This window comes from Devosia sp. Root635 (genome assembly GCF_001427605.1).
GTDB lineage: Bacteria > Pseudomonadota > Alphaproteobacteria > Rhizobiales > Devosiaceae > Devosia.
In genome coordinates, this window is the sequence record NZ_LMGZ01000001.1 from 141,811 (window position 1) to 166,370 (window position 24,560).

A 24,560-nucleotide genomic window follows, 5' to 3' on the forward strand; every position below is an offset into this window, starting at 1 on the left:
CAAGAACTCAACATCTCGTTCATGCTCCGGCCTCCGCCGTCTTCAAGATCACCCGCCCCTTGCGTCGTTCCCCGCGCGCATTGAGCACCACGGCCAGCAAAATCGCCGTGCCCGAAATCGCCATCTGCCAGAACGGGGAAATATTGATCACCGGCAGCGCATTGTTGATGACGCCGAGGAAGATCGCGCCCAGCAATACGCCGGCCACCGAACCGATGCCGCCGGCAATCGATACGCCGCCGATGACGCAGGCCGCGATGATGGTCAGTTCATACCCGCCCGCCACTTCCACCGAAGCGATCACGTAGCGCGAAATCCACAGATACCCGCATAGCCCCGCCACCGCCCCCGATATAACGAAGGCGTAGAACTTGGTGCGTCCTACATCGATGCCGGTATAGACCGACGCCGTCGGGTTGACGCCGATGGCGTAGAGCGAGCGCCCCAGCGGCGTGCGCGTCATCAGCACCCAGAACAGGATGGCCACGACGATGGCGAACCAGCTCAGCAGCGGCAGGCCGAGCAGCACCATGCGCTGCAGCCCGATGAAATCCGGGCTCATCTGTGCCGCATTGACCCAGGCGCCGCCCGAAATCACGAAGACCAGCCCGCGATAGATGGTCAGCGTACCCAGCGTCACCACGATAGGGGGAATATTGAGTTTCCACACCAGGATGCCGTTGAACGCCCCCAGCCCTGCCCCGATCACCACGCACATGGCCATGAGCAGCGGAATCGGCACGCCCGGAAAGGCCGCATTGGTCATGGCGACAATCATGCCGGTCAGCGCCAGGTTCGACGCCATCGACAGATCGATCGACCGCGTCAGGATGACAGCCATCTGCCCCAGCGCCAGCATCATCAGGATAGAGGTGTCGTTGAAAATGGTCAGCAGGTTTCCCGGCTGGGCGAAGCGGGGGAACCGCGCCGTTACCAGCACGAGCACGAGCAGGACTGCAAGAAACAGCAGGATTTCGCGGTGCTTGAGCAGCCGGTTCATGCCGCCTGCTCCTCGGCAATGCCGGCGGCCAGCCGCACCAGCGTCTCGGGCTTGAGGCCCTTGCTGTCGAGCGTATCGATGACCCGCCCCTCGCGCATCACGACGATACGGTCGCTCATGCCCAGCACTTCGGGCAGCTCCGAGCTGACCATGATCACGCTCAGCCCCTGCGCCACCAGTTCCCCCATGAATTCATGCACTGCCGCCTTGGAACCGATATCGATGCCCTTGGTGGGTTCATCGAGAATGATCACTTTCGGCAGCGTTGCCAGCCACTTGGCGATCACGACCTTCTGCTGGTTGCCGCCCGACAGGGTCGACACATCCTGGCTCAGCGAGGACGCGCGCAGGTCCAGCCGCTCGGTATAAGTCCGCGCCAGCGCGTACTCTTCCACCATGCGCAAAAAGCCGGATTTGCTCGTCTTCCCCAAGCTGGGCAGCGAGACATTCTTGAAGATCGGCTCGCCGGTAATGACGCCCTGCTTGCCGCGTTCCTCGGGCACATAAACGATCCCCGCCTCCACCGCATCGGCCGGCGACTTCGGCGCAATCGCCCGGCCCTCCAGCGTCAGGCCGCCGCTCGAGGTCTGTGTCAGGCCGAACACGGCCTGCATGACTTCCGAGCGCCCGGCCCCGACCAGCCCATAAAAGCCCAGGATTTCGCCCTTGCGCACCGCAAAGGACACATCCGCGAATTCGGTCGGATGGCTCAGCCCCTTGGCCTCCAGCACCACATCCCCAATGTCCGCCTGGCGCGCCGGGAAAATGTGATCCACCGCGCGCCCCACCATCATCTGCACGATTTCGCTCTGGCTGGTGTCCCTGATGAAGCCCTTGCCCACCTGCTCGCCATCGCGAAACACGGTGAAGCGGTCGGCGATACGGTAAATCTCATCGAATTTGTGGCTGATGAACAGGATCGCCTTGCCATCCTGCTTGAGCAGGTCGATGAGCACGTAAAGCTCCTCGATTTCCTTCTGGCTCAGCGCCGCCGTCGGCTCGTCCATGATGACGACCTGCGCATCGATGCTCAGCGCCCGCGCCACCGCCACCAGATGCTTCTTGGCAATGCCCAATTCCTTGAGCTTGATGCCGGCATCGATCCCGGCCGCCATGGAATCCAGCGTTTCCTGCGCCTCCCGGCGCATCATCTTCCAGTCGATCAGCCCCAGCCGGGTGCGCGGCGCATGGCCCAGATAGATATTCTCGGCCACGGTCAATTCGTCGAACAGCACGGTTTCCTGATGGATAGCGGTAATCCCCACCGCCGAAGCCGAATGGGCCGTCGGCAGGCTCACAACCCTGCCCGCCACCGAGATTTCTCCCGCATCGGGCTGGTAGATCCCGGTCATCACCTTGACCAAAGTCGACTTGCCCGCCCCGTTCTCGCCGATCAGCGCCGTCACCTCGCCAGCATAAAGCTCCAGCGCCACGTCATTGAGCGCCCGCACACCGGGAAAGCTCTTGGATATGCCGGATAGCGTGAGGATGGGGTCGGTCATTGATAGCGTCTCTGTTGGCCGCGATACCATCGCGGCGCTTGTCGTTACCGCGGCGCAACGGTTCCTTCGCCTCCCTCCCCCTTGAGGGGAGGGATTGAGGGAGGGGGTCCTTCGGTGATCCACCGAACTACCCCCACCCCAGCTCTGCCACGGCCCTCCGGGCCTGGCGGCGCTACCCTCCCCTCAAGGGGGAGGGGCAAACCACAGATTTCCGTGGCTAGCAAAAATGGTGACCCGGCGCCGAAGCGCCGGGTCGCGATCAGATCAATAAATCTTCGAGAATTCTTCGATGTTGGACTTGTCGAAGGTGAACGGAGGCGCCATGGCGCCCGAGTTCGTATCATCCAGCGTCAGCTCGCCCATGCGGCCCATCGACAGGGTGGCGCCGGGAGCGGCTTCCCCGCCTTCGACCAGGTCATTGGCCAGCATCACGGCCGCATAGCCCAGGTCGATCGGGTTCCACAAAGCCACCGCCTGGCTCGCGCCATTGTCGATGAACTGCTTGAACTCGCTCGGCAGCGCCAGGCCGGTCACGTTGACCTTGCCGATCAGGCCCTGGTCGGTCACCACCTGCGCAGCCGCCACGACGCCGACCGTGGTCGGGGCGATGATGGCTTTGAGATCGGGATAGGAGGCGATGAGGCCCTTGGCTTCGTCGGTCGACTTCACCGAGTCATCGTCGCCATACACAACCGAGACGAGGTTGATATTGGGGAACTTTTCCGGGATGGCGGCCTTGGCGGCGTCGATCCAGGCATTCTGGTTGGTCGCGGTGGAAGCGGCCGAGAGGATCGCCACGTCGCCGCCTTCCGGCAGATAGTCGGCGGCCAGCTTGATGATGGTCTCGCCGATCAGGCCGATATCGGACGGGTTGAGGTGAAGCTGGCGGCCTTCGGGCGCAACGCCCGAATCCCAGGAAATCACCTTGATGCCGCGTTCCATGGCCTTCTGCAGCGCCGGCACCAGGGCGTCGGGATCATTGGCCGAGATGGCGATGGCGTCGACCTGCTGGGCGATCAGCGAGTTGACGACTTCGATCTGGGCTTCGGCCGTGGCAGCGGTGGGGCCGGTATAGATGACTTCGACGTCACCCAGTTCGGCGGCCGCTTCCTGGGCGCCCTTGTTGGCGGCGTCGAAGAAGCCGTTGCCGAGCGACTTCACCACCAGCGCGATGCGGGTCTGGGCATAGGCGGGGGCGGCGAGCAGCACTGCGACGGCAGTGGTGGTAGCCAGGAGCTTCAAGAGTTTCATCTGATATCCCTCCCTGGGACGTTCTGGTCTTGTTAGGCTTGAACTCAGGCGACCGTTTTCTGGTCACCTTGAGCGCTGGTCTCCGCCACGAGGAGCCGCACGCCTGCCGTTTCCAGCATTTGCCGGTCTTCGTCGCGGATGCCGCTATCGGTGATGACAGCGGCAATTCGGTCGAGCCCGCACAGGATGAGGCTCGATCTCCCCGAAAACTTCGATGAATCCGCCAGCACGATCAGCTCGTCCGCCTGCCCGATCAGGGCCAGTTCGGACTGCACGACCATCGGATCGGCTTCCATCAGCCCATGGGCGCCGATGCCCTGGCAGCCGATGAACATGCGCTTGGCGTAGAAATGCGATGCCACCACCCCGCCAAAGGGCGACAGGATGACATTCTGCTCGCGATAGATCGTGCCGCCGGGAATGACGACCGAATTGCGCGAATTGTGGATCAGGAATTCGGCAATGCCGAAGCTGTTGGTGAAGACGCTGAGCCGCTTGCCCGTCAGGTGATGCACCATCTGGTAGGTTGTGGTGCCGCCATTGATGATGATCGGCTCGCCATCCTTGCACAGCTCGGCCGCCACGCGGGCAATGGCCCGCTTCTGCGCGATATTGAGCGTTTCGTTCACCGAGAAGGGCCGCCCCATCAACCCGCCCTGCTCCGGCGGCGTCAGCGCCTCGGCGCCGCCACGCACCCGGCGCACTTGTCCCTGCACATGCAGGGCCGCAATGTCCCGGCGGATCGTCGCTTCCGACGAACCGGTGACCTCGCACAGATCCGCCACCGTCGCGACAGGGCGCGATTGCACGGCGGCCAATATGACGCGATGACGTTCGGTTTCGTGCAAATGACTTCTCCCTGCTCCATTTGCTTCCATCAATTCCGGTCAGTGTCAATCACCAAAACACCAGATACACTCAATTGCGTTCATATATGACCGATATTGATCGTTTCTGATTGACACGACTTCGGATTCTATGGCCTTGTCCGGGCAAACGTATGGAAGCACCACATACTCGATGTCACCCCGGCCTTGAGCCGGGGCCCATCCTGAGATCTCAAGATGGATCCCGGCTCAAGGCCGGGATGACACCGTGGATGGGGCGGCCATCTGCACCAGCGCTCGCAATGCGCGACGCCTATTCTTCGGGAGGAATGTCATGTCCACCGCGCCCAAGCGCCTTGAAAACAAGTGGGACGACGCCAAGGCGGCCGCGATGAGCGAGCCGGAGCGCCTTGTCTACCGCTCCAACCTGCTGGGGTCAGACAAGCGCGTGACCAATTACGGTGGCGGCAACACCTCCTCCAAGATCATGCAGAAGGACCCTCTGACCGGCCAGGAGGTCGAAGTGCTCTGGGTCAAGGGTTCGGGCGGCGACAGCGCCTCGATCAAGCTCGATGGCTTTTCGACCCTCTATATGGAAAAGCTCCGCGCCCTCAAGGGCCTCTATCGCGGCGTCGACTATGAGGACGAGATGGTGGGCTACCTGCCCCACGCCACCTTCAATCTCAATCCCCGCGCCGCCTCCATCGACACCCCGCTCCATGCCTATGTGAACCGCCCCTTCGTCGATCACATGCACCCCGACGCCATCATCGCCATCGCTGCCAGCAAGAACAGCAGGGAACTGACCCAGAAAATCTTCGGCGACACGATCGGCTGGCTGCCGTGGAAGAAGCCCGGCTTCGAGCTGGGCCTGTGGCTGGGCAAATTCTGCGAGGAAAACCCCAATGCCAAGGGCCTGATCCTCGAGTCCCATGGCCTCTTCACCTGGGGCGACACGCCCAAGCAATGCTACGAAACCACAATCGGCGTCATCAATCAGGCCATCGAATGGTTCGAGCAGCAGACCGAAGGCAAGACCATTTTCGGCGGCAAGGCCGTCGATAGCCTGCCATCAGACCAGCGCCGCGCCATCGCCGCGCGGCTGATGCCGAAAATCCGCGGCTTCATCTCGGAAGACAGCCACAAGCTGGGCCATTTCGACGACTCCGCCGCCGTCCTCGAATTCGTCAATTCCAACGACCTCCGGCCTCTCGCGGCATTGGGCACATCCTGCCCCGACCACTTCCTGCGCACCAAGATCCGCCCGCTGGTGATCGACTTCGACCCGGCCAATCCTGACGTGGACGCCGTCATATCCGGCCTCGCCGACCAGATCGCCGCCTATCGCGTCGACTACCAGGCCTATTACGACCGCTGCAAACACGACAATTCGCCCGCCGTGCGCGACCCCAATGCCGTGGTCTACCTGATGCCCGGCGTCGGCATGTTCACCTTCGCCAAGGACAAGGCCACCGCCCGCATTTCGGGCGAATTCTACGTCAACGCCATCAACGTGATGCGCGGCGCCTCGACCGTCTCCACCTATGTCGGCCTGCCCGAACAGGAAGCCTTCGATATCGAATACTGGCTGCTCGAAGAGGCCAAGCTGGCCCGCATGCCCAAGCCCAAATCCCTGGCCGGACAGATCGCTCTGGTCACCGGCGGCGCCGGCGGCATCGGCAAGGCCACCGCCGTCCGCCTGCTACGCGAAGGCGCCTGCGTCGTCCTCGCCGATATCGACGAAACTGCGCTGGCCGCCGCCAGTGACGAACTGGGCGGTGCTTTCGGCAAGGATTTCGTCCGTCCGGTCAAGCTCAACGTGACGCAAGAAGCCGTGGTCATCGCGGGCTTTGCGGAAGCCGTGGTCGAATTCGGCGGCCTCGACATTCTCGTCTCCAATGCCGGCATCGCCTCCTCGGCCCCGATCGAGGACACCTCGCTCGAGCTGTGGAACAAGAATATGGACATTCTGTCCACGGGCTATTTCCTCGTCAGCCGCGAAGCCTTCCGCCTGTTCCGCCAGCAGAAGATCGGCGGCAATGTCGTCTTCGTCGCCAGTAAGAACGGCCTCGCCGCTTCGCCCAATGCCTCGGCCTATTGCACAGCAAAGGCCGCCGAAATCCACCTTGCCCGGTGCCTCGCCCTCGAAGGAGCCGCCGAGCAGATCCGCGTCAATGTGGTCAATCCCGACGCAGTCCTGCGCGGCTCCAAGATCTGGGCCGGCGAATGGCTGGAGCAGCGCGCCTCGACCTACAAGACCGACAAGGATGGCCTCGAGGAAATGTACCGCGAACGCTCGATGCTCAAGCGCTCCGTCTTCCCCGAGGACATTGCCGAAGCCATCTATTTCTTCGCCTCGGACGCCTCGGCCAAGTCCACCGGCAACATCATCAACGTCGACGCGGGCAACGCGCAGAGCTTTACACGGTAAGTTCAATGAAGGGGCCGAAAGACCCCCTCCCCGGCCCTCCCCTCAAGGAGGAGGGAGGGCCTACACCAACACCGGATGCGCGGCTCCTGTCCTTCCCTCCCCCTTGAGGGGAGGGACCGTGGGAGGGGGTCGCTGAGGGAGGCACGAAACAAATGACCGAAACAATCATAGACAAATCCACCATCGAAGCCGAAAACGCCCGCCGCGCGGCCGACCTCCATGTCGATTACGACACCCTCGGCGAACGCCTCGACCGTCGCGGCGTCGATATCGACGCCATCAAGGCCAAAGTCGCCGCCTTCAACGTCGCCGTCCCCTCCTGGGGCGTCGGCACCGGCGGCACCCGCTTTGCCCGCTTCCCCGGCAAGGGCGAGCCGCGCGACATCTTCGACAAGATCGAGGATTGCGCCGTCATCGCCCAGCTCACCCAGGCCACCCGCACCGTCTCCCTCCATATTCCATGGGACAAGGCCGATCCGAACCGCCTGAAGCAGGCCGCCAGCCGCTTCAATCTCGGCTTCGACGCCATGAATTCCAATACCTTCGCTGATGCGGCCGGCCAGCTCCAGTCCTACAAGTTCGGCTCGCTCTCCGCCGCCGACGCCGCCACGCGCAATCAGGCCATCGAGCACAACCTCGAATGTATCGAGATCGGCCAGACCATCGGCTCCAAGGCCCTCACCGTCTGGATCGGCGACGGCTCCAACTTCCCCGGCCAGGTGAATTTCACCCGGCAGTTCGAGCATTACCTCGACTCGATGAAGTCCATCTACGCCGCCCTGCCCGATGACTGGCGCGTCTATACCGAACACAAGATGTACGAGCCGGCGTTCTATTCGACCGTGGTGCAGGATTGGGGCACCAATTACCTCATCGCCAGGGAGCTCGGCGACAAGGCCTATTGCCTGGTCGATCTCGGCCACCATGCGCCCAACGTCAATATCGAGATGATCGTCGCCCGCCTCGCCCAGTTCGGCAAGCTCGGAGGCTTCCATTTCAACGACAGCAAATATGGCGACGACGACCTCGATGCCGGCTCGATCGACCCGTTCCGCCTGTTCCTCGTCTTCAACGAACTGGTGGATGCCGAAAGCCGCGACAAGGATTTCCACCCCGCCCACATGCTCGACCAGTCGCACAATGTCACCGACCCCATCGAGTCCCTGATGCTGTCGGCCGCCGATGTGCAGCGCGCCTACGCGCAGGCCCTGCTGGTCGACCGCACCGAGCTCAAGGCGGCCCAGCAGGCCAACGACGCCCTCGCCGCCACCCAGGCCTTGCGCCTGGCCTATCGCACCGATGTCGAGCCCATCCTGGCCATGGCCCGCATGGAACAGGGCGGCGCCATCGATCCGCTCGCCACCTATCGCGCCTCCGGCTACCGCGCCAAAGTCGCCGAAGTCCGTCCCGAGGTCGCGGTCGGGTCGAGCGGCATCGTCTAAGAGCACGTCAGCAAAAGTGGGAACCGGTTTTGCGGTTCGACGTGCGACACGCAAAAGGCAGAATTTCCAACGCACCTCCCCGCGCTGGAAATAACGAGGCCCGGTGAGCAATCACCGGGCCTTTCGTTTGCGCCAACGAAACGCGATTGTCTCAGTCGACTCCCTCCCCCTTGCGGGGAGGGATCAAGGGTGGGGGGTGTTTAGCCCCGATATGCGGGCCAAATCACACCCCCTCCCAACCTCCCCCGTCAAGGGGGAGGAGCCGCGCGGTGGTTGGGTTGAAGTCATGCGATGGCCCTACCCACGAGGAGGCAACAGGCGGCAGCGGTGGCAACCGCAAGCGCCACCACTCAACGCTAACAGTCCGCTAACATTAGCGGCCCTCTGCTAACGCTATTTCATCGTCGGAAACTGGAACTCAGCCCCATCCTTGATGCCGCTCGGCCAGCGCGTCGTCACCGTCTTCACCTTGGTCCAGAACTGCATGGAGTCCGTGCCATACTGGTTCAAATCCCCGAACGAACTGGCCTTCCAGCCGCCGAAGCTGTGATAGGCCACCGGCACCGGAACGGGCACGTTCACCCCCACCATGCCGACATTGACCCTTGCCGCGAAATCGCGCGCCGCGTCGCCGTCGCGGGTGAAGATGGCCACGCCATTGCCGTAGGGATTTTTCGACGGCAGCTCAAGGGCTTCCTCATAGTTCTTCGCCCGCACCACCGACAGCACCGGCCCGAAGATTTCTTCCTTGTAGATGTCCATATCGGTGGTCACATGGTCGAACAGGCACGGCCCGACAAAGAAGCCACCCTCATAGCCCTGAAGCGAGAAATCCCGCCCATCGACCACCAGCGTGGCGCCCTGCTCCACGCCCTTGTCCACAAGCCCGAGCACACGGCTCTTGGCCGCCGCAGTGATCAGCGGCCCCATTTCCGAAGCTCGATCCGTCGCCGGCCCGACCTTGAGCGCATCGATCCGCGGGCGCAAAGCCGCGATGATCTTGTCGGCGGTCGCATCACCTACCGGCACCGCCACCGAGACCGCCATGCAGCGCTCGCCGGCTGCACCATAGCCCGAGCCCATCAGCGCATCGGCGGCCTTTTCCATATCGGCATCGGGCATGATGATCATGTGGTTCTTGGCCCCACCAAAGGCCTGAACCCGCTTACCATTTGCCGCTGCCGTGGCGTAGACATAGCGCGCAATCGGGGTCGAGCCGACAAAGCTCACCGCCGCAATCGCCTCGTGTTCCAGAATGCCGTCCACCGTCGCCTTGCCGCCCTGCACCACATTGAGCACGCCCTTGGGCAGCCCGGCCTCGATGGCCAGTTGCGCCAGGCGCACCGGCACGGAGGGGTCGCGTTCCGAAGGCTTGAGAATGAAGGCGTTGCCCGCCGCAATGGCCGGCGACAGCATCCAGAGCGGGATCATGGCCGGGAAGTTGAACGGGGTTATCCCCGCGCCGATGCCCACCGGCTGGCGCATGGAATACATATCTATCCCCGGCCCCGCCCCCTCGGTGTAAGCTCCCTTCAGCAGATGCGGTGCGCCGGCCACGAATTCGGCCACTTCCAACCCGCGCAGCACATCCCCCTTGGCATCATCGAAGGTCTTGCCATGCTCGGCACTCAGCAATTCGGCCAGTTCGTCCATATGCTGGTTGAGCAAAGCCACATAGTTGAAGAACACTCTTGCACGTCTTTGGGGATTGGTCGCGGCCCAAGCCGGCTGCGCCGCAGAAGCCGAAGCGACAGCCGCATCGAGATCGGCTTTGGTCGCCAGCGCCACCCGCGCCTGCACCTCACCGGTGGCGGGGTTGAACACATCCTGAAATTCGGTGCTGGAACCGGTCGTTTCGACGCCGTCGATGAAATGGCCAATGGTGCGCATGAGGCTCTCCTTGCTCGGATATCCTCATCGCGCTATAAATTCTGATGTTCAACACGATAGATTTCGCATCTGTTGTGCAGAAATTATAGCTGTTCGACGATGAGTACCATGCTTCCACAACCACCGGACAGCACCTCCCCCTTGACGGGGGAGGCTGGGAGGGGGTGGCGGTTAGCCCGGATATCCGGGCCAAACACCCCCCACCCTTGATCCCTCCCCGCAAGGGGGAGGGAGACGACTGGACCGGTCGCGCCCCCAAAAACCCAAGGAATCCAATGAACTGGGACGACATTCGCATCTTCCTCGCCGTCGCCCGTAGCGGCCAGATCCTCGGCGCTGCCAGAGCCCTGAACCTCAATCACGCCACCGTCGCCCGCCGCCTCACCGCGCTCGAAACCGCCCTGGGCAGCACGCTCTTCATCCGCCGCACCAATGGCTCCGACCTGTCCCCTAGCGGCGAACGCTTCCTTGTCCATGCCGAAGCCATGGAAAGCGCCATGCTGGCCGCCAGCGAATCCGCCGGCGCTGACAGCCGCATCGATGGCGTGGTCCGGGTCGGCGCGCCCGATGGCTTCGGCGTCGCCTTCCTCGCCCCCCGCCTGGGCGAGCTCACCGAGCGCCACAAGGGCCTGCGCATCGAACTGGTCCCCGTCCCCCGCGCCTTCTCGCTGTCCCGCCGCGAGGCCGACATTGCCGTCACCCTGGAACGCCCCCGCGAAGGCCGGCTGGTCGCCCGCAAGCTCACCGACTACCGTCTCGGCCTCTACGCCTCGCAGCCCTATCTCGACCGCAATGGCACCCCCGCGAGCCTGGCCGATCTCGCAGCCCACCGCCTCGTCGGCTATGTCGAAGACCTGCTCTATACGGCCTCGCTCGACTACACCGCCGAATTCCTCAAGGGCTGGCATTCCTCGCTCGCCGTCTCCTCGGCCATGGGCCAGACCGAGGCGGTGCGGGCCGGGGCCGGCATCGGCATTCTCCACGCCTTCATGGCCGGCCGCGACACCGGCCTCGTTCCCGTCCTGCCCGCCCACACGCTGACCCGCAGCTACTGGACCGTCATGCACGAAGACCTCCGCACCATCAGCCGCGTGGCGCTGGTGGCCGATTTCCTGGCCGAGATCGTCACGCGGGATAGGGCGATATTCTAGGTCCGCAATGTCGCCGTTGCCGGGACGATCCAGTCGCGAAAGGCCTTGATCTTGGGGCTGTTCCGCCGCGCCTCGGGATAGACGAAGTAATAGCCATGCCCGTCCCAGCCGTTCATGGGAAAGGGCTGCACCAACCGTCCGGCCGCCACGTCCTCGGCGTAGAAGGGCGGCGTCAGCATGGCCACGCCACGCCCGGCAATGGCCGCCGCCGCTTCCAGATTCTGCGATCCCAGCCGGCTGAACGGCCTGTTCGGCGTGGTCGGGCTGGGCACACCGGCCAGTTCCAGCCAGGCACACAGCCAGGGATCGTCAGGCGTGATCTGCGGCACGCGCAGCAGGTCGGCCGGTTCGCGCACCTGATATTCCTCCACCAGGCGCGGGCTCAGCATCGGCGCGAATTCCGCCTTGAGCAGCAGATGCCCGACCAGTCCGGGCGATAACTTGGTGGCCGCCCTGATGCCGGCATCGAACTCCTCCCCGGAAAAATCCACCAGATGCGCCGAACTCTCGACCCGCACCGCGATATCAGGGTTGGCCAGTTGGAACAGGCCGATATTGGCGGCCAGCCAGTGGCTGGCAAAGGTCGGCACCGAACTCAGGCTCAGCAGCCCCTCCACCCGCCCGCGCGAGGCGGCGAAGGCGTCGCGCAGGGTTTCGAAGGCCGTGCTCACATCGGGCGCCAGCCGCGCCCCGGTCTCGCTTAGCGCGATCTGCCTCGGCTTGCGCAGGAACAGTGGCGCCCCCACGCGCTCCTCCAGAATCTTGATCTGATAGCTCACCGCCGCCTGCGTCATGCCCAGCTCGTCGGCGGCTTTGGTAAAGCTCAGATGCCGCGCCACGGCCTCGAAGGCGCGAATGGCGGCCAGCGGTGGCAGACTGGACATGGATCAAATCTCCTTATGCCTCATTATCCAGCTTTAGTTGGAATTTCGGCCTGCTGCCAACCATTTTCAATGCATGGAACACAAAGCAGAAGGCAGCCCCATAAGGCTGTTTATAGCCATGAACACCATCGCCAGACCGCTGATTGCCGCCTTCCACCTGCCCCGTTGGAGCATGCCACGCCTCTTCGACGCCGCCCGTCGTCGCCGCCAGGCCACGATCGACCTGATCCACGCTTCGCCACATCTGCTGCGCGATATCGGGCTCGGCGAGGGGCATGACGGCAAGCGCCAGCGCTGAGAATGCAACATCGACCGCCCGCCGGCGGTTCACCCTTGCACAGGCGAACCTGACTTCACTAAAACCACTCCATGTCTAAAACCACGCCCGCCACGCTGGCCCTCACCAAAGCCGGTATCCCCTTTGCCACCGCGACCTATGACTACGACCCCGATGCGGATCGGGTCGGGTTGCAGGCGGCCGAGGCAATGGGGGTTTCACCATCCATCGTGCTCAAGACGCTGATGGCCGAGGTTGACGGCAAGCCGGTCTGCGTCGTCGTGCCCTCCGACGAGGAGGTGAACATGAAAAAGCTCGCCGCGGCCTTTGGTGGCAAGTCGGCCCACATGATGAAGCCGGCCGATGCCGAGCGGCTGACCGGCTACAAAGTGGGCGGCATCAGCCCGTTCGGCCAGAAAAAGCCGGTGCCGACCGCCGTCGAGGAATTGGCGACGCTGGAAGACGAGATTTTTCTCAATGGTGGCCAGCGCGGCTTGCAGATCCGCATGAAGCCCGACGACCTGGTCGCGGCCCTGGGCGGCAAGGCCGCCGACCTCATCCGCTGATCCCCCCTGTTCGGGGATAGCGCCCACCCTCACAGGCAATAAGGTCCGCTCCATCCTTGGAGGGACATTTTCATGAACAAATTTCTGGCAGTCGGCATCGCGGCCGTGGTCGCTGCAGCATTGGCCGGATGCAGCGTGACGGGCGGGGACCTGATCCGGCCGGGCGAAGCGACGGGCACGTTGATCGTGGCCAACGGCTCCTATGGCTATCTCGATGCCATCGTGATTTCGGACTGCAACAACTTCACCTACGGCTTCAATCGCCTGTCCGACGGCGACTCGATCGCGCCCGGCGACGCGCGCAGCTTCACACTCTCGGCCGGCTGCTGGGATGTCGGCGGCGGCGAATTCGGCGGCGGCGAGGCCTATGAACGCATGACCATCACGCCGGGCAGCGTGACGCGGTTCACCATCACGGATTGAAACCCCGGAAGCATCCCCCACCAGCCGTCACCCACGGGTGACGATCTGTGTTGGGGAGAGTATCAGGAACCGAATCCCAGACAGACAAAAGGCGCCCGAATGGACGCCTTCATCTCAAGTCTGATTGGTCGGCCTGGACCGGTATTAGCGGGCCAGTGCGCCGCGAGCGATGTTCTTGATGTCGCCCTTGGTGATGCCGAGGTCGTTCAGCTGACGCTGATCGAGAGCGCTGAGTTCGCGCATGGTGCGCTGATACTGAGCAAACTGTGCGATTTTCTGGCGGATGTTCATTTCGGTTCCCCTTCGTTTTGATGACCCTTATCTATAGTCGTCGGGTCGTGATTAGAAGATGGACTCTTTGCACATCCGTTATGCACTACGTGCACGTTAAAGAGGCAAACCGTTCAGGTTCGCTTCAGCCGGCAGGACATCAATAATTGCCACCTGACACCACAACACCCTGGTTTTCATAGGAAAAATGGGAAAGGCCGCCACGGCGGCGGCCTTAACCGATTTTTGACCATCCAGTCAGCGCCATGCGCCAGACGGGTGCCGGCCCTTAGCGTTGGCCCGGCTCCGCTTCCTCGGCGACGTGCCGGTCCTCGCGCAGTTCGAACCACATGGCGTTGAGAATGGCGAAGGAACAGGCCAGCCCCAGGCCGAGGATCCATGAAAAATACCACATAGGCGTCTCCTAATAGGCGTTGGGGTTCTTTTCGAGCGACTGGGTGCTCACCGTGCCGCGCATCACGCGGAACACGAAGGCGGTGTAGAGCAGGATGATCGGCAGGAAGAACACCGTCACCAGCAGCATGATGAACAGCGTCAGGTGGCTGGACGAAGCATCCCACAGGGTCAGGCTCGCCTCCGGCACGGTCGAGGATGGCAGCAGGAACGGGAACAGCGACAGGCCCGCCGTGGCGACGATGCCTGCAATGGCCACGCTCGACGCCAGCAATGTCACCAGCCGCAGCCGCGCCTGCAGCCCGATCACCGCCCCGGCCAGCCCGGCAAAGCCCAGCACCGGCCCCGCAATCATCCAGGGATAGAGCTCGTAATTGGCCAGCCACCCACCGCGGGTCAGTGTCACGCTCTTGCCCAGGGGGTTGATGGCGGCATTGCCATCCACCGCGCTGGTAATGGCATAGCCGTCAATGCCGAAGGCAATCCACACGCCGGCCAGCGCGAACAACAGGATAGTCACGATACCAGCCAGCGAGCCATAGGTCCGCGCCCGTTCGGCCAATGGCCCAGTGGTGCGGCCGGCAATGACAGCGGCGCCCTGCGTCACGATCATGCCCAGGCTCACCAGTCCGCACAGCAGCGCGAAGGGCGTCAACAGCATGAAGAAATTGCCGGTATAGAAGGCGCGCATCGTGTCATCGAGGTGGAATGGCGCGCCGAGCAGCACATTACCCACCGCTACCCCGAAGATCAGCGCAGGCACGAAGCCGCCGACGAACAGCACCCAGTCCCAGGTGGCGCGCCAGCGGTCATCCTTGATCTTGCTGCGGAACTTGAAGCCCACCGGCCGCAGGATCAGCGCCAGCAGGATCACGATCATGGCGAGGTAGAAGCCCGAAAAGCTCACCGCATAAAGTGGCGGGAAGGCTGCGAAGATCGCCCCGCCCCCCAGGATCAGCCACACCTGGTTGCCCTCCCAGGTAGGTCCGACCACGTTCAGCAGCACGCGCCGTTCCGCATCGGTGCGGGCGGCGAAGGGCAGCAGCGCGCCCACGCCGAGATCGCGCCCGCCCATGATGGCGAAGCCGGTCAGCAGGATACCCAGCAGCAGCCACCAGATGAGGCGCAGGGTTTCATAGTCCAGCGGAATGGTGCTCATGATCCGAGCTCCTTGTTGGCAGGCGTGGCGGGCAAGGCGGCAACGACGAAGTCCGCGTCATCGCCCTCGTCCTCGGCGAACAGCTTGTCCTGCGGTCCGGCCTTGATGATCTTGACCATCAGCATGATCATGATGACCAGCAGGATCGAGTAGAGCGTCACGAAGAAGCTCAGCGAGATGACCAGGTCCCAGAAATGGAGGCCCGATGCCGCATAGAAGGTCGGCAACACGCCTTCCACCACCCAGGGTTGTCGCCCGAATTCGGCGATGAACCAGCCGCTTTCGATGGCGATCCACGGCAAGGGCAAAAGAAAGAAGCTGAACCAGAGCAGCGGCTTGTTGGTTTCCAGCCAGCCCCGCGAGGCCCGGTAGAACCACAGCGCGAAGAAGCCGATGAAGAAGAAGCCCAGCCCCATCATGATGCGGAAGGTCCAGAACAGCGGCCAGACGCCGGGCACCGTGTCGGCCGCCGCCTGCGCGATCTCGGCGTCGGTCGCATTGCCGACATCCTCGCGATAACGCTTGAGCAGCAGGCCATAGCCCAGGTCGGCCCAATGCTCCTCGAACACCGCACGGGCCTCGGCATTGCTGCCATCGGCGCGGATATCCTGCAGCGCGTCATAAGCGACCATGCCCGAGCGGATGCGCGTCTGCGCATGCTCGACCAGTTCGTCGATGCCCGGCAGTTCCTCATTGAGCGAGCGCGTGGTGATGAGGCCCCCCACCCAGGGCACCTGGATGGAAAAGCTCGGCGCGCCGCCATCGGCTCCGGGAATGGCGAAGATCGTCCAAGGCGCCGGGGCCGGCTCGGTGTGATAGCTGGCCTCCATGGCCGCGATCTTCATCTTCTGGTGCTCGGTCGCGACATAGCCGCTCTCGTCGCCCAGCACGACCACCGACAAAGCCGAAGCCAGCCCGAAGCTGGCCGCCACCACCATGGAGCGCTTGGCCAGTTCCACATGCTTGCCGCGCACCAGGAACAGGCACGAAACGGCGAAGATGAACACCGCGCCGCAGACATAGCCGGCGCTGACCGTATGCACGAACTTGGCCTGCGCCACCGGATTGAACAGCACCGCCACGAAATCGGTGACTTCCATGCGCATCGTGTCGGGGTTGAATTTCGAGCCGACCGGATTCTGCATCCAGCCATTGGCGATCAGGATCCACAAAGCCGAGAAATTGGCGCCCAAAGCCACCAGCCAGGTCACCGCCAGATGCCCCACCTTGCTCAGCCGGTCCCAGCCGAAGAAGAACAGCCCGATAAAGCTGGCTTCGAGGAAGAAGGCCATCAGCCCTTCGATGGCCAGCGGCGCGCCGAATACGTCGCCCACATAGTGGCTGTAATAGCTCCAGTTCATGCCGAACTGGAATTCCATGACGACGCCGGTGGCCACGCCCATAGCGAAATTGACGCCGAACAGCGTGCCCCAAAACAGGGTGGCCTTGCGCCACACCTCGCGCCCGGTCATCACATAGACGCTTTCCATGATGGCCATCATCACGGAAAGCCCAATGGTCAGCGGCACGAAGATGAAGTGATACATGGCGGTGGCGGCGAATTGCCACCGCGAGAGCTCGACAACGGTCATGTCGATCATGGTGATACTGCCTCTATGCTTGGCAGCGCCCGAGTCGCCGCCGTCACTGCGCACTCTATGCGCCACCAGACTCGCCCATGCCTTGATTCAGATCAAGGGCGAGCCGCGTCATCATGGTATAGACAGGCATGCTTTTGCTCGATGCTGCCAAAACCCCCTCAGGTGGCGGTTGGAAGGGGGAATCCTCGCTTGACCGATACAGACCGCCACAATGCCCGCACCCTCTCCGCCCTGCGCCATAACGGCGGCCCCTGGCTCATTCTCGCCACCGGCGCACCGCTGCTCGCTGGTGGCTTGCTGGTCTGGCAGGCATGGACCCTCGCTTCCGTCCTCGGCAACGCCATCGAGGCCCGCGCGCCCGTCGCCACTCTCGCCCCCGGCATCGTGCTCATCCTCGCCCTGCTGCTCGCCCGCGCCGCCCTCGCTGCCATCGGCGACCGCGCCGGCACCGAGGCCGCCGAAGCCATCAAGCTCCGGCTCCGCACCACCCTCTTCTCGCACCTGCTGGCCGGATCGCCCCGCGCGGCCACCCAGCCGCAATCGGGCGCCGCCTCGGCCGCCATCATCGACCAGGTGGAAGCACTCGACGGCTTTTTCGCCCGCTACCTGCCCGCCATGATCGGCGCCACCGTGCTGCCCGTCGCCTTTGGCGCCATCATCCTGCCCCTCGACTGGTTGGCCGGACTGCTCTTCCTCGTCACCGCGCCGTTGATTCCCGTCTTCATGGCGCTGGCCGGCTGGGGCGCGCAGCTCGCCACCGAAAGGCAGGCCCGCGCCCTGAGCCTGCTCACCAGCCGCTTCGCCGACCGGCTGCGCGGCATCGTCACGCTCAAGCTGTTCGGCCGGGCCGAGGCAGAAACCTCGGGCATCGTCGTCGCCAGCGATGAACTCCGCCGCCGCACCCTGCGTGTGCTGCGCATCGCCTTCCTGTCCTCGGCCGTACTCGAATTCTTCGCCGCCCTTGGTGTCGCCGGCATCGCGCTCTATGTCGGCCTCACCTTCATCGACTACCTCCACCTGCGCACCACGCCGCTGACCCTCGAACTCGGTCTCTTCCTCCTCCTGATGGCCCCCGAGGTCTATAATCCCCTGCGCCTGCTCGCCGCGCATTACCACGACCGCGCCGCCGCCAAATCCGCCATCGGCGAAATCGAGGCCCAACTCGGCACCCTCTCACCTCTCCCTTCGGGGGAGAGAGCCTGCCCCGGACTTGATCCGGGGTCGGCCGCAGGCCGGATGAGGGGGCCTTCCCCACGCACCGTGTCAAGAAAAGGGCCCCTCGCCCGACCGAAAACGGTCGACCTCTCCCCCAGGGGGAGAGGTGAAGCGCGCGGCCCCCTCGGCCTCGCCGCCACCAGCCTCACCCTGCGCACACCCGATAGCGCCCGCGTCATCCTCGCCAATGCCGATTTTACCATCGCCCCCGGCGAACACGCCGCCCTGCTCGGCCCCAGCGGCATCGGCAAATCCACCCTGCTCGAGGCCATGGCCCGCCTGCGCCTCTACGAAGGCGGAATCATGCTGGATCACCGTCCCCTCGCCGACTGGCCCGAACCCGACCTGCGCGCCCGCACCACCATGCTGGGCCAGAAGCCGCGCATCTTCGCCGGCTCCATGGCGCATAACATCGCCCTGGCCCGCCCCGGCGCGTCACCCGCGGACATCCGCCGCGCCGCCGAACGCGCCCATGTCGCCGCCTTTGCCGATGCCCTGCCCGATGGTCTCGATACGCTGCTCGGCGAAGGCGGACTCGGCCTGTCCGGTGGGCAGGCCCAGCGCATCGCCCTGGCCCGCATCTATCTGCGCGATGCCGGGCTGATCCTGCTCGACGAGCCCACCGCCCATCTCGATGCCGAACTGGAACAAGTGGTGCTCGACGACCTCAAGGCCCATGCAAGCGGCCGCACCCTCATCATCGCGACGCATTCGCTCGCGGTCGCCGCCCGCATGGACAAAGCGTGGCGCATTGCCGGCGAGACCCTGTTGCCCACGCCGCTCCCGACAGGCAAGGGCAGGAGCGTCGCGTGAAGGCCCTTCTCACCTTCCGCGGCCTATTCGCCACCCAGTTCAAGGGCTTCGCCCTGGCGCTTATTCTGTCGCTGGTGACGCTGGCGGCCGGTGTCGCCCTGCTCGGCACGTCGGGCTGGTTCATCACCGCCGCCGCGCTCACCACGGCGGGCCTCGCCTTCAATCTCTTCGCACCCTCGGCGCTGGTGCGCGGCTTCTCTTTTATCCGCATCCTCGCCCGCTATGGCGAACGCCTCGCCGGCCACGACGCCACGTTGCGCCTGCTGGCCGACTTGCGCGGCTGGCTGTTCGCCCGCCTGTTTCCGCGCCTGCCCATCGCCGATCGCAGCCTGCGCCATGGCGATCTGGTCAGCCGCCTCACCGCCGATGTCGATGCGCTCGATACCGCTTTCCTCGTCGCCATCGGCCCCATAGCCGCTGCCTTCGTCATCGGCGCGGCGCTGACCGGCGTCCTCGCATGGCTGCTGCCCGGCGCGGCATGGCTTTATGGGCTTTGCTTTGCCGCCGCGGTGCTCGCGGTGCCCGCCGGCCTGGTCCTGGCTAGCCGTCGCGCCGGCAAGGACGTGGTCAGCCGCGCCGCCGAAGCGCGCGCCTCCGTGCTCGACGGCATCGAGGGCCATGCCGATCTCACGGTGTTCGGCGTCCTGGGCACCGCCCAATCGGACTTTGCCACGACCGCGCAACGCCTCGCTGCCGCCAGGGGCCGCCTGTCGACGCTCACTGCCGTCGCCGGTTTCGCCGTGCAGGCTCTTGCCGCGCTGGCGCTGGCCGGCACCCTCTGGCTCGGGCTCGATGCCCTGGCCGCCGGCACCGTCGAAGGCCCCGTCCTTGCCGGCCTGCTGCTGGCCGTGGCCGGCAGCTTCGAGGCCACCAGCACAATCGTCCGCAGCGTCGGCAAGCTCACCACCGCCATGGCCGCCGCTGAGCGCCTTACCGCTATTGCCGAGGCCCCGCCTGCGATCGTGGACCCGGCGATGCCGGCCGAGCGCACAGCCGATGCCACCATCGTCCTCGCCGATATCACCTTCGGCTATGGCGGTCCGCCGGTGCTGACCAATCTCGACCACATCGTCGCGCCCGGTGAGCATATCGCCATCACCGGCCCCAGCGGCATCGGCAAATCGAGCCTGCTGGGCCTGCTGCTGCGCCTCGCCGATCCACAAGCCGGCCGCATCACCCTGGGCGGCGTCCCACTGCCCGCACTGCGCCAGGCAGATATCCATGCCGGCATGGCCCTGCTCAGCCAGGACAGCCCGCTCTTCAACGACACCATCCGCGCCAACCTGCTGATCGCCCGCCCCGACGCCGATGACGACGCTCTCTGGACCGCCCTCGCCGATGCCGGCATCGCCGATTTCGTCCGCGTCCTGCCCGCCGGTCTCGATACGATGATGGGCGAAGGCGGCCGCACGGTCTCGGTGGGCCAGGCCCGCCGCCTCTGCCTCGCCCGCGTGCTGCTGTCGCCGGCCCCGATCCTGCTTCTGGACGAACCCACCACCGGCCTGGACCGCCCGGCGGAAGCGGCGTTCTTTGAAACCCTGCACCAGGCCGCGCAGGGCCGCACGGTGATCGTCGTCACCCACGCGGCGATTCCGGAGGGAACGATGGATCGGGTGCTGACGCTACGGGGCGGGATGCTGGGGTGAGCCTCTTCACCTCTCCCTTCGGGGGAGAGGTCGGCGCGTAGCGCCGGGTGAGGGGGCCTTCCCCATGCACCTCACCCAGTAAAGGCCCCCTCACCCGACCCTTCGGGTCGACCTCTCCCCCAAGGGAGAGGTAAGAACGCCCCTACCCGCACCGCACCCGCAGCCGCGCCACATCCGGCACTGATACATGCCGGTAATTCTCGATTTCGATCACCCCGTCGGCCTTGAGCTTGCTCATCTGGCGGCTCACCGTCTCGATGGTCAGCCCGAGAAAGTCCCCGATATCCGCCCGGCTCAGCGGCAGGTCGAAACTGGTCACCTCTTCCTGCGTTGGATCTATGTGACTGGCGATCAGATAGAGAAAACTCGCCACCTTCTCGGCGGCGGTCTTGCGGCCCAAGGTCACCATCCAGTCGCGCGCCTCGTCGAGTTCGCGCAGGGTCTGCAGCATGATGCGATGCTCCAGCGCCGGATTTTCGCGCACCAGAGCTTCGAGCGCCGGCTTGGGCACCATGCACAATTCCACATCCGATGCCGCCTCCGCCGTCACCCGGCTTTCGCTGGCAAACAGCCGTCCCAGCAGATCGGGCGCGAATTGCAGCCCCACCACCTGCTGGCGCCCGTCCTCCAGCACCTTGGACAGCTTCACCACCCCGCGCAGCACATTGCCATAGCTGGTGATCGGCTCGGCATCGGCCAGCAATTCCTGGCCGGCCTCATGATGCACGCGCCGCGTATGTCGTGCCAAAGCCAGCAATTGCTCGGAGGTCAGCGCGCCGCAAATCCCCTGATGACGGGATTCGCAGCTCTGGCAGAGCAGCGGCAGATCGGAATTGTGAATGTCGTTGCGGACGGGCTGCATGGCATATCGTCTCCTGACCGCCCCGATATAGGCCCGCCCCGCCAGGCCTTTAAGCCGCGCAAAGGTCGCAGCGCCAACCTGCCGCATGCCACGCCCTCGTGGTTCGAGGCTCGCGAAGGGCTCGCACCTCACCATGAGGGCTGCTGCTCGCTCGGTGTTCCAGTAGCCCTCATGGTGAGGCGGGAGCGCAGCGACCCTCGAACCACGAGGGCGTGGCAAACACCCCTTGACCTTCCCATGATTGGAACCTTTATATAGCCGAGGACGAGGTGAAACATCATGAACGAACACGTCCATACCAAGCCGCTTTCCATCGACATTACCGGCATGACCTGCGCGTCCTGCGTGGCGCGGGTGGAGAAGTCGCTGCTCAAGGTGCCCGGCGTCACATCGGCCTCGGTCAATCTGGCCACCGAGCGCGCCACCGTGCATGGCGGCGATAGCGAGGCCGTGCTCAAGGCGGTCGAGAGGGCCGGCTACAAGGGCAGCGAGACGCCCGAAATGCACCATCATGACCATTCCGGCCATCAGCATCACGACGAGGACGCCGCCGTGCTGCGCCGCGACGTGCTGATCGCGGGCGTCCTCACCCTGCCGCTTTTCGTGCTCGAAATGGGCGGCCATCTCTACATGCCCTTCCACATGTGGATCATGTCCGTCGTGTCGATGGATGTGCTGTGGGTGGCCTATTTCATCGCCACCAGCATCGTGCTCTTCGTGCCCGGCTGGCGCTTCTTCAAGATCGGCATTCCGGCCCTGCTGCGCGGTGCGCCGGAGATGAACTCGCTCGTCGCCCTCGGCTCGGGCGCGGCCTATCTCTATTCCGTCGTCGCCACCTTCGCGCCGCAACTGCTGCCCGAGGGCACGCGCTATATCTATTATGAAGCCGCCGCGGTCATCGTTACGCTGATCCTGGTCGGCCGCTGGCTTGAGGCCCTGGCCAAGGGCCGTACCGGCGAAGCCATCCAGCGGCTGGTGCGCGAACAGGCCAAGACCGCCCGCGTGCAGCGCGACGGCAAGGCGGTGGAACTGCCCATCGAACAGGTCGTGGAAGGCGACATCATCCTGGTCCGCCCCGGCGAGAAGATCGCCGTCGATGGCGAAATCACCGAGGGCGCCAGCCATATCGATGAATCCATGATCTCGGGCGAACCCCTGCCCGTCTCCAAGACTGCCGGCGCCCAGGTCATCGGCGGCACGCTCAACACATCGGGCAGCTTCAGCTTCCGCGCCACCAAGGTTGGCGGCGATACCATGCTGGCGCAGATCATCCGCATGGTCGAGGAGGCCCAGGGCGGCAAGCTGCCGATCCAGGGCGTGGTCGACAAGATCACGTTGTGGTTCGTGCCGGCTGTCATCGGCCTGGCCATTGCCACTTTCGCGGTCTGGGCCATCTGGGGGCCAGAGCCGGCGTCCATATTCGGCATGGTCAATGCCGTTGCCGTACTCATCATCGCCTGCCCGTGTGCCATGGGCCTGGCCGTGCCGACCTCGATCATGGTCGGCACCGGCCGCGCCGCCGAGCTGGGCGTGCTGTTCCGCAAGAGCGAAGCCCTGCAGCAGTTGCGCGACGCCAGGGTCGTGGCCTTCGACAAGACCGGCACGCTGACTGAAGGCAAGCCGGCCCTGACCGACCTGGTGCTGGCCGACGGCTTCGCGCATGACAACGTGCTGGCTCTCGTCGCCGCCGTCGAGGCAAAGTCCGAGCACCCGATTGCGTCAGCCATCGTCGCGGCGGCCGAACGGGCCGGCCTCGCCCTCGGCGCGGTCACCGACTTCCAGTCCCATGCCGGCAATGGCGCCTTCGCCAGCGTCGATGGACGGTCGGTCTCGGTCGGCTCCCAGCGCCATCTCGGCCAGCTCGACTTCTCCGGCTTTGCCGCCGACATCGACCGGCTCGCCGATGAGGGCAAGACCCCGGTCTTTGCTGCCATCGATGGCAAGCTGGCCGCCGCCATCGTCGTCGCCGACACGATCAAGCCCACCAGCAAGGCTGTCATCGATGCCCTGCATGCCATGGGCTTCAAGACGGCGATGATCTCGGGCGACAACCAGCGCACGGCCCAGGCCATTGGCCGCCGGCTCGGCATAGACGAAGTCCGCGCCGAAGTGCTGCCGGCCGACAAGGTGGCCACGCTCAAGGCCCTGCGCCAGTTCGGCCCGGTCGCCTATGTCGGCGACGGCATCAACGACGCGCCGGCCCTGGCGGAAGCCGATATCGGCATCGCCGTCGGCACCGGCACCGATGCCGCCATCGAAAGCGCCGATGTGGTCCTGCTCGGCGGCGACCTCAAGGGCGTGCTCAACGCCCTCATGGTGAGCCGCGCCACAATGAAGAACATCTGGGAAAACCTGTTCTGGGCCTTCGGCTACAATGTGCTGCTGATCCCGGTGGCGGCCGGCGTGCTGTTCCCGGCCTTCGGCATCCTGCTCAACCCGATGATCGGCGCCGGCGCCATGGCGCTCAGCTCGGTCTTCGTGGTCGGTAACGCACAGCGTCTGCGCCTGGTGAAAGGAGTAAATCCATGAATATCGGCGAGGCCTCCAGCGCCACCGGCGTTTCGGCCAAGATGATCCGCTACTACGAATCCATCGGCCTGATCCGCGCGCCCCTGCGCACCGGCAGCAACTATCGCGTCTATGGCGAGGATGAGGTTCACGTCCTCCGCTTCGTCAGGCGCGCCCGCACGCTGGGCTTTTCGGTCGAGGAAACCGCCACCTTGCTCGGCCTCTGGCAGGACAAGAGCCGCGCCAGCGCCGAGGTCAAGGATGTGGCCACCAGCCACATCACGGCACTCGAAACCAAGATCGCCGAACTGCAGGGGATGGTCAAAACCCTCAGGCACCTGGCCCATTGCTGCACCGGCGACAACCGCCCCGACTGCCCCATTCTCGACGACCTCGCCGGCGAGCATCCCGTTTCCAAAGGACACTGA

General features: G+C 64.6%; 21 protein-coding genes. 10 read left to right on the forward strand and 11 right to left on the reverse strand.

Annotated elements, in window-relative coordinates:
* Positions 1 to 19: 19 nt before the first annotated feature.
* The 4 genes from ASD80_RS00695 to ASD80_RS00710 all read right to left on the reverse strand — a co-directional run bounded on the left by ASD80_RS00695 (position 20) and on the right by ASD80_RS00710 (position 4,601).
* Positions 20 to 1,000, reverse strand: a complete 981-nt coding sequence (locus ASD80_RS00695; protein ID WP_056227502.1) for an ABC transporter permease — start codon at positions 998 to 1,000, stop codon at positions 20 to 22.
* The gene (locus ASD80_RS00700; RefSeq protein WP_244488896.1) at positions 997 to 2,502 is read right to left on the reverse strand and encodes a sugar ABC transporter ATP-binding protein; all 1,506 of its coding nucleotides are present in this window, start codon (positions 2,500 to 2,502) and stop codon (positions 997 to 999) included. Before ASD80_RS00700 ends, ASD80_RS00695 begins: the two co-directional genes overlap by 4 nt.
* A gap of 264 nt (positions 2,503 to 2,766) precedes the next feature.
* Positions 2,767 to 3,753, reverse strand: a complete 987-nt coding sequence (gene rhaS / locus ASD80_RS00705; protein WP_056227507.1) for a rhamnose ABC transporter substrate-binding protein — start codon at positions 3,751 to 3,753, stop codon at positions 2,767 to 2,769.
* A 44-nt stretch (positions 3,754 to 3,797) separates the two neighbouring features.
* Positions 3,798 to 4,601 carry a DeoR/GlpR family DNA-binding transcription regulator gene (locus tag ASD80_RS00710; protein WP_056227510.1) on the reverse strand — a complete coding sequence of 268 codons (804 nt, stop codon included), beginning with the start codon at positions 4,599 to 4,601 and terminating at the stop codon, positions 3,798 to 3,800.
* 313 nt (positions 4,602 to 4,914) lie between these two features.
* On the opposite strand from ASD80_RS00710, the gene ASD80_RS00715 reads away from it, so the two are divergent.
* Both ASD80_RS00715 and rhaI read left to right on the forward strand, forming a co-directional pair.
* On the forward strand, positions 4,915 to 7,011 hold the full coding sequence (locus ASD80_RS00715; protein WP_056227513.1) for a bifunctional rhamnulose-1-phosphate aldolase/short-chain dehydrogenase: 2,097 nt from the start codon (positions 4,915 to 4,917) through the stop codon (positions 7,009 to 7,011).
* A gap of 152 nt (positions 7,012 to 7,163) precedes the next feature.
* Entirely contained in the window at positions 7,164 to 8,453 is a 1,290-nt protein-coding gene (rhaI, locus tag ASD80_RS00720) for an L-rhamnose catabolism isomerase (RefSeq protein WP_056227516.1), read from the forward strand.
* A gap of 393 nt (positions 8,454 to 8,846) precedes the next feature.
* Here rhaI and ASD80_RS00725 read toward each other — a convergent pair whose 3' ends face one another.
* Positions 8,847 to 10,343, reverse strand: a complete 1,497-nt coding sequence (locus ASD80_RS00725) for a CoA-acylating methylmalonate-semialdehyde dehydrogenase (RefSeq protein WP_056227519.1) — start codon at positions 10,341 to 10,343, stop codon at positions 8,847 to 8,849.
* Between the two features lie 275 nt (positions 10,344 to 10,618).
* On the opposite strand from ASD80_RS00725, the gene ASD80_RS00730 reads away from it, so the two are divergent.
* On the forward strand, positions 10,619 to 11,494 hold the full coding sequence (locus ASD80_RS00730; RefSeq protein ID WP_056227522.1) for a LysR family transcriptional regulator: 876 nt from the start codon (positions 10,619 to 10,621) through the stop codon (positions 11,492 to 11,494).
* Here ASD80_RS00730 and ASD80_RS00735 read toward each other — a convergent pair.
* Complete coding sequence (locus ASD80_RS00735; RefSeq protein ID WP_056227525.1) at positions 11,491 to 12,378, reverse strand: LysR substrate-binding domain-containing protein; 888 nt, start codon at positions 12,376 to 12,378, stop codon at positions 11,491 to 11,493. The two genes, ASD80_RS00730 and ASD80_RS00735, sit on opposite strands and share 4 nt — an antisense overlap.
* Positions 12,379 to 12,496: 118 nt before the next feature.
* Here ASD80_RS00735 and ASD80_RS00740 point away from each other — a divergent pair, with 118 nt between their 5' ends.
* The 3 genes from ASD80_RS00740 (at position 12,497) to ASD80_RS00750 (ending at position 13,644) form a co-directional block, all read left to right on the forward strand.
* Positions 12,497 to 12,676 (forward strand): hypothetical protein, encoded by a 180-nt coding sequence (locus ASD80_RS00740; protein ID WP_156460258.1) that lies wholly within the window; start codon positions 12,497 to 12,499, stop codon positions 12,674 to 12,676.
* Between the two features lie 71 nt (positions 12,677 to 12,747).
* Positions 12,748 to 13,221 carry a Cys-tRNA(Pro) deacylase gene (gene ybaK, locus ASD80_RS00745; RefSeq protein WP_056227532.1) on the forward strand — a complete coding sequence of 158 codons (474 nt, stop codon included), beginning with the start codon at positions 12,748 to 12,750 and terminating at the stop codon, positions 13,219 to 13,221.
* Between the two features lie 72 nt (positions 13,222 to 13,293).
* Positions 13,294 to 13,644, forward strand: a complete 351-nt coding sequence (locus ASD80_RS00750) for a hypothetical protein (RefSeq protein ID WP_056227534.1) — start codon at positions 13,294 to 13,296, stop codon at positions 13,642 to 13,644.
* A 144-nt stretch (positions 13,645 to 13,788) separates the two neighbouring features.
* On the opposite strand, the gene ASD80_RS18385 is transcribed toward ASD80_RS00750, so the two are convergent.
* The 4 genes from ASD80_RS18385 to ASD80_RS00760 all read right to left on the reverse strand — a co-directional run bounded on the left by ASD80_RS18385 (position 13,789) and on the right by ASD80_RS00760 (position 17,088).
* Entirely contained in the window at positions 13,789 to 13,935 is a 147-nt protein-coding gene (locus ASD80_RS18385; protein WP_082554951.1) for a DUF1127 domain-containing protein, read from the reverse strand.
* A gap of 268 nt (positions 13,936 to 14,203) precedes the next feature.
* Positions 14,204 to 14,329: a cytochrome bd-I oxidase subunit CydX gene (cydX, locus tag ASD80_RS18390; protein ID WP_082554952.1), complete on the reverse strand. Its 126-nt coding sequence runs from the start codon at positions 14,327 to 14,329 to the stop codon at positions 14,204 to 14,206.
* Positions 14,330 to 14,338: 9 nt separating this feature from the next.
* Positions 14,339 to 15,487: a cytochrome d ubiquinol oxidase subunit II gene (gene cydB, locus ASD80_RS00755; protein WP_056227538.1), complete on the reverse strand. Its 1,149-nt coding sequence runs from the start codon at positions 15,485 to 15,487 to the stop codon at positions 14,339 to 14,341.
* The gene (locus ASD80_RS00760; protein WP_056227540.1) at positions 15,484 to 17,088 is read right to left on the reverse strand and encodes a cytochrome ubiquinol oxidase subunit I; all 1,605 of its coding nucleotides are present in this window, start codon (positions 17,086 to 17,088) and stop codon (positions 15,484 to 15,486) included. Before ASD80_RS00760 ends, cydB begins: the two co-directional genes overlap by 4 nt.
* Before the next feature lie 189 nt (positions 17,089 to 17,277).
* Here ASD80_RS00760 and cydD point away from each other — a divergent pair, with 189 nt between their 5' ends.
* Positions 17,278 to 19,116 carry a thiol reductant ABC exporter subunit CydD gene (cydD, locus tag ASD80_RS00765; RefSeq protein WP_056227543.1) on the forward strand — a complete coding sequence of 613 codons (1,839 nt, stop codon included), beginning with the start codon at positions 17,278 to 17,280 and terminating at the stop codon, positions 19,114 to 19,116.
* Positions 19,113 to 20,762: a thiol reductant ABC exporter subunit CydC gene (cydC, locus tag ASD80_RS00770; protein ID WP_056227546.1), complete on the forward strand. Its 1,650-nt coding sequence runs from the start codon at positions 19,113 to 19,115 to the stop codon at positions 20,760 to 20,762. The genes cydD and cydC overlap by 4 nt, the downstream gene beginning before the upstream one ends.
* Before the next feature lie 142 nt (positions 20,763 to 20,904).
* Here cydC and ASD80_RS00775 read toward each other — a convergent pair whose 3' ends face one another.
* Positions 20,905 to 21,624 (reverse strand): Crp/Fnr family transcriptional regulator, encoded by a 720-nt coding sequence (locus ASD80_RS00775; RefSeq protein ID WP_056227549.1) that lies wholly within the window; start codon positions 21,622 to 21,624, stop codon positions 20,905 to 20,907.
* 279 nt (positions 21,625 to 21,903) lie between these two features.
* On the opposite strand from ASD80_RS00775, the gene ASD80_RS00780 reads away from it, so the two are divergent.
* Both ASD80_RS00780 and cueR read left to right on the forward strand, forming a co-directional pair.
* Positions 21,904 to 24,153 (forward strand): heavy metal translocating P-type ATPase, encoded by a 2,250-nt coding sequence (locus ASD80_RS00780; protein ID WP_056227552.1) that lies wholly within the window; start codon positions 21,904 to 21,906, stop codon positions 24,151 to 24,153.
* A complete protein-coding gene (gene cueR / locus ASD80_RS00785) occupies positions 24,150 to 24,560 on the forward strand; it encodes a Cu(I)-responsive transcriptional regulator (RefSeq protein WP_056227555.1) in 411 nt (136 codons plus the stop codon). The genes ASD80_RS00780 and cueR overlap by 4 nt, the downstream gene beginning before the upstream one ends.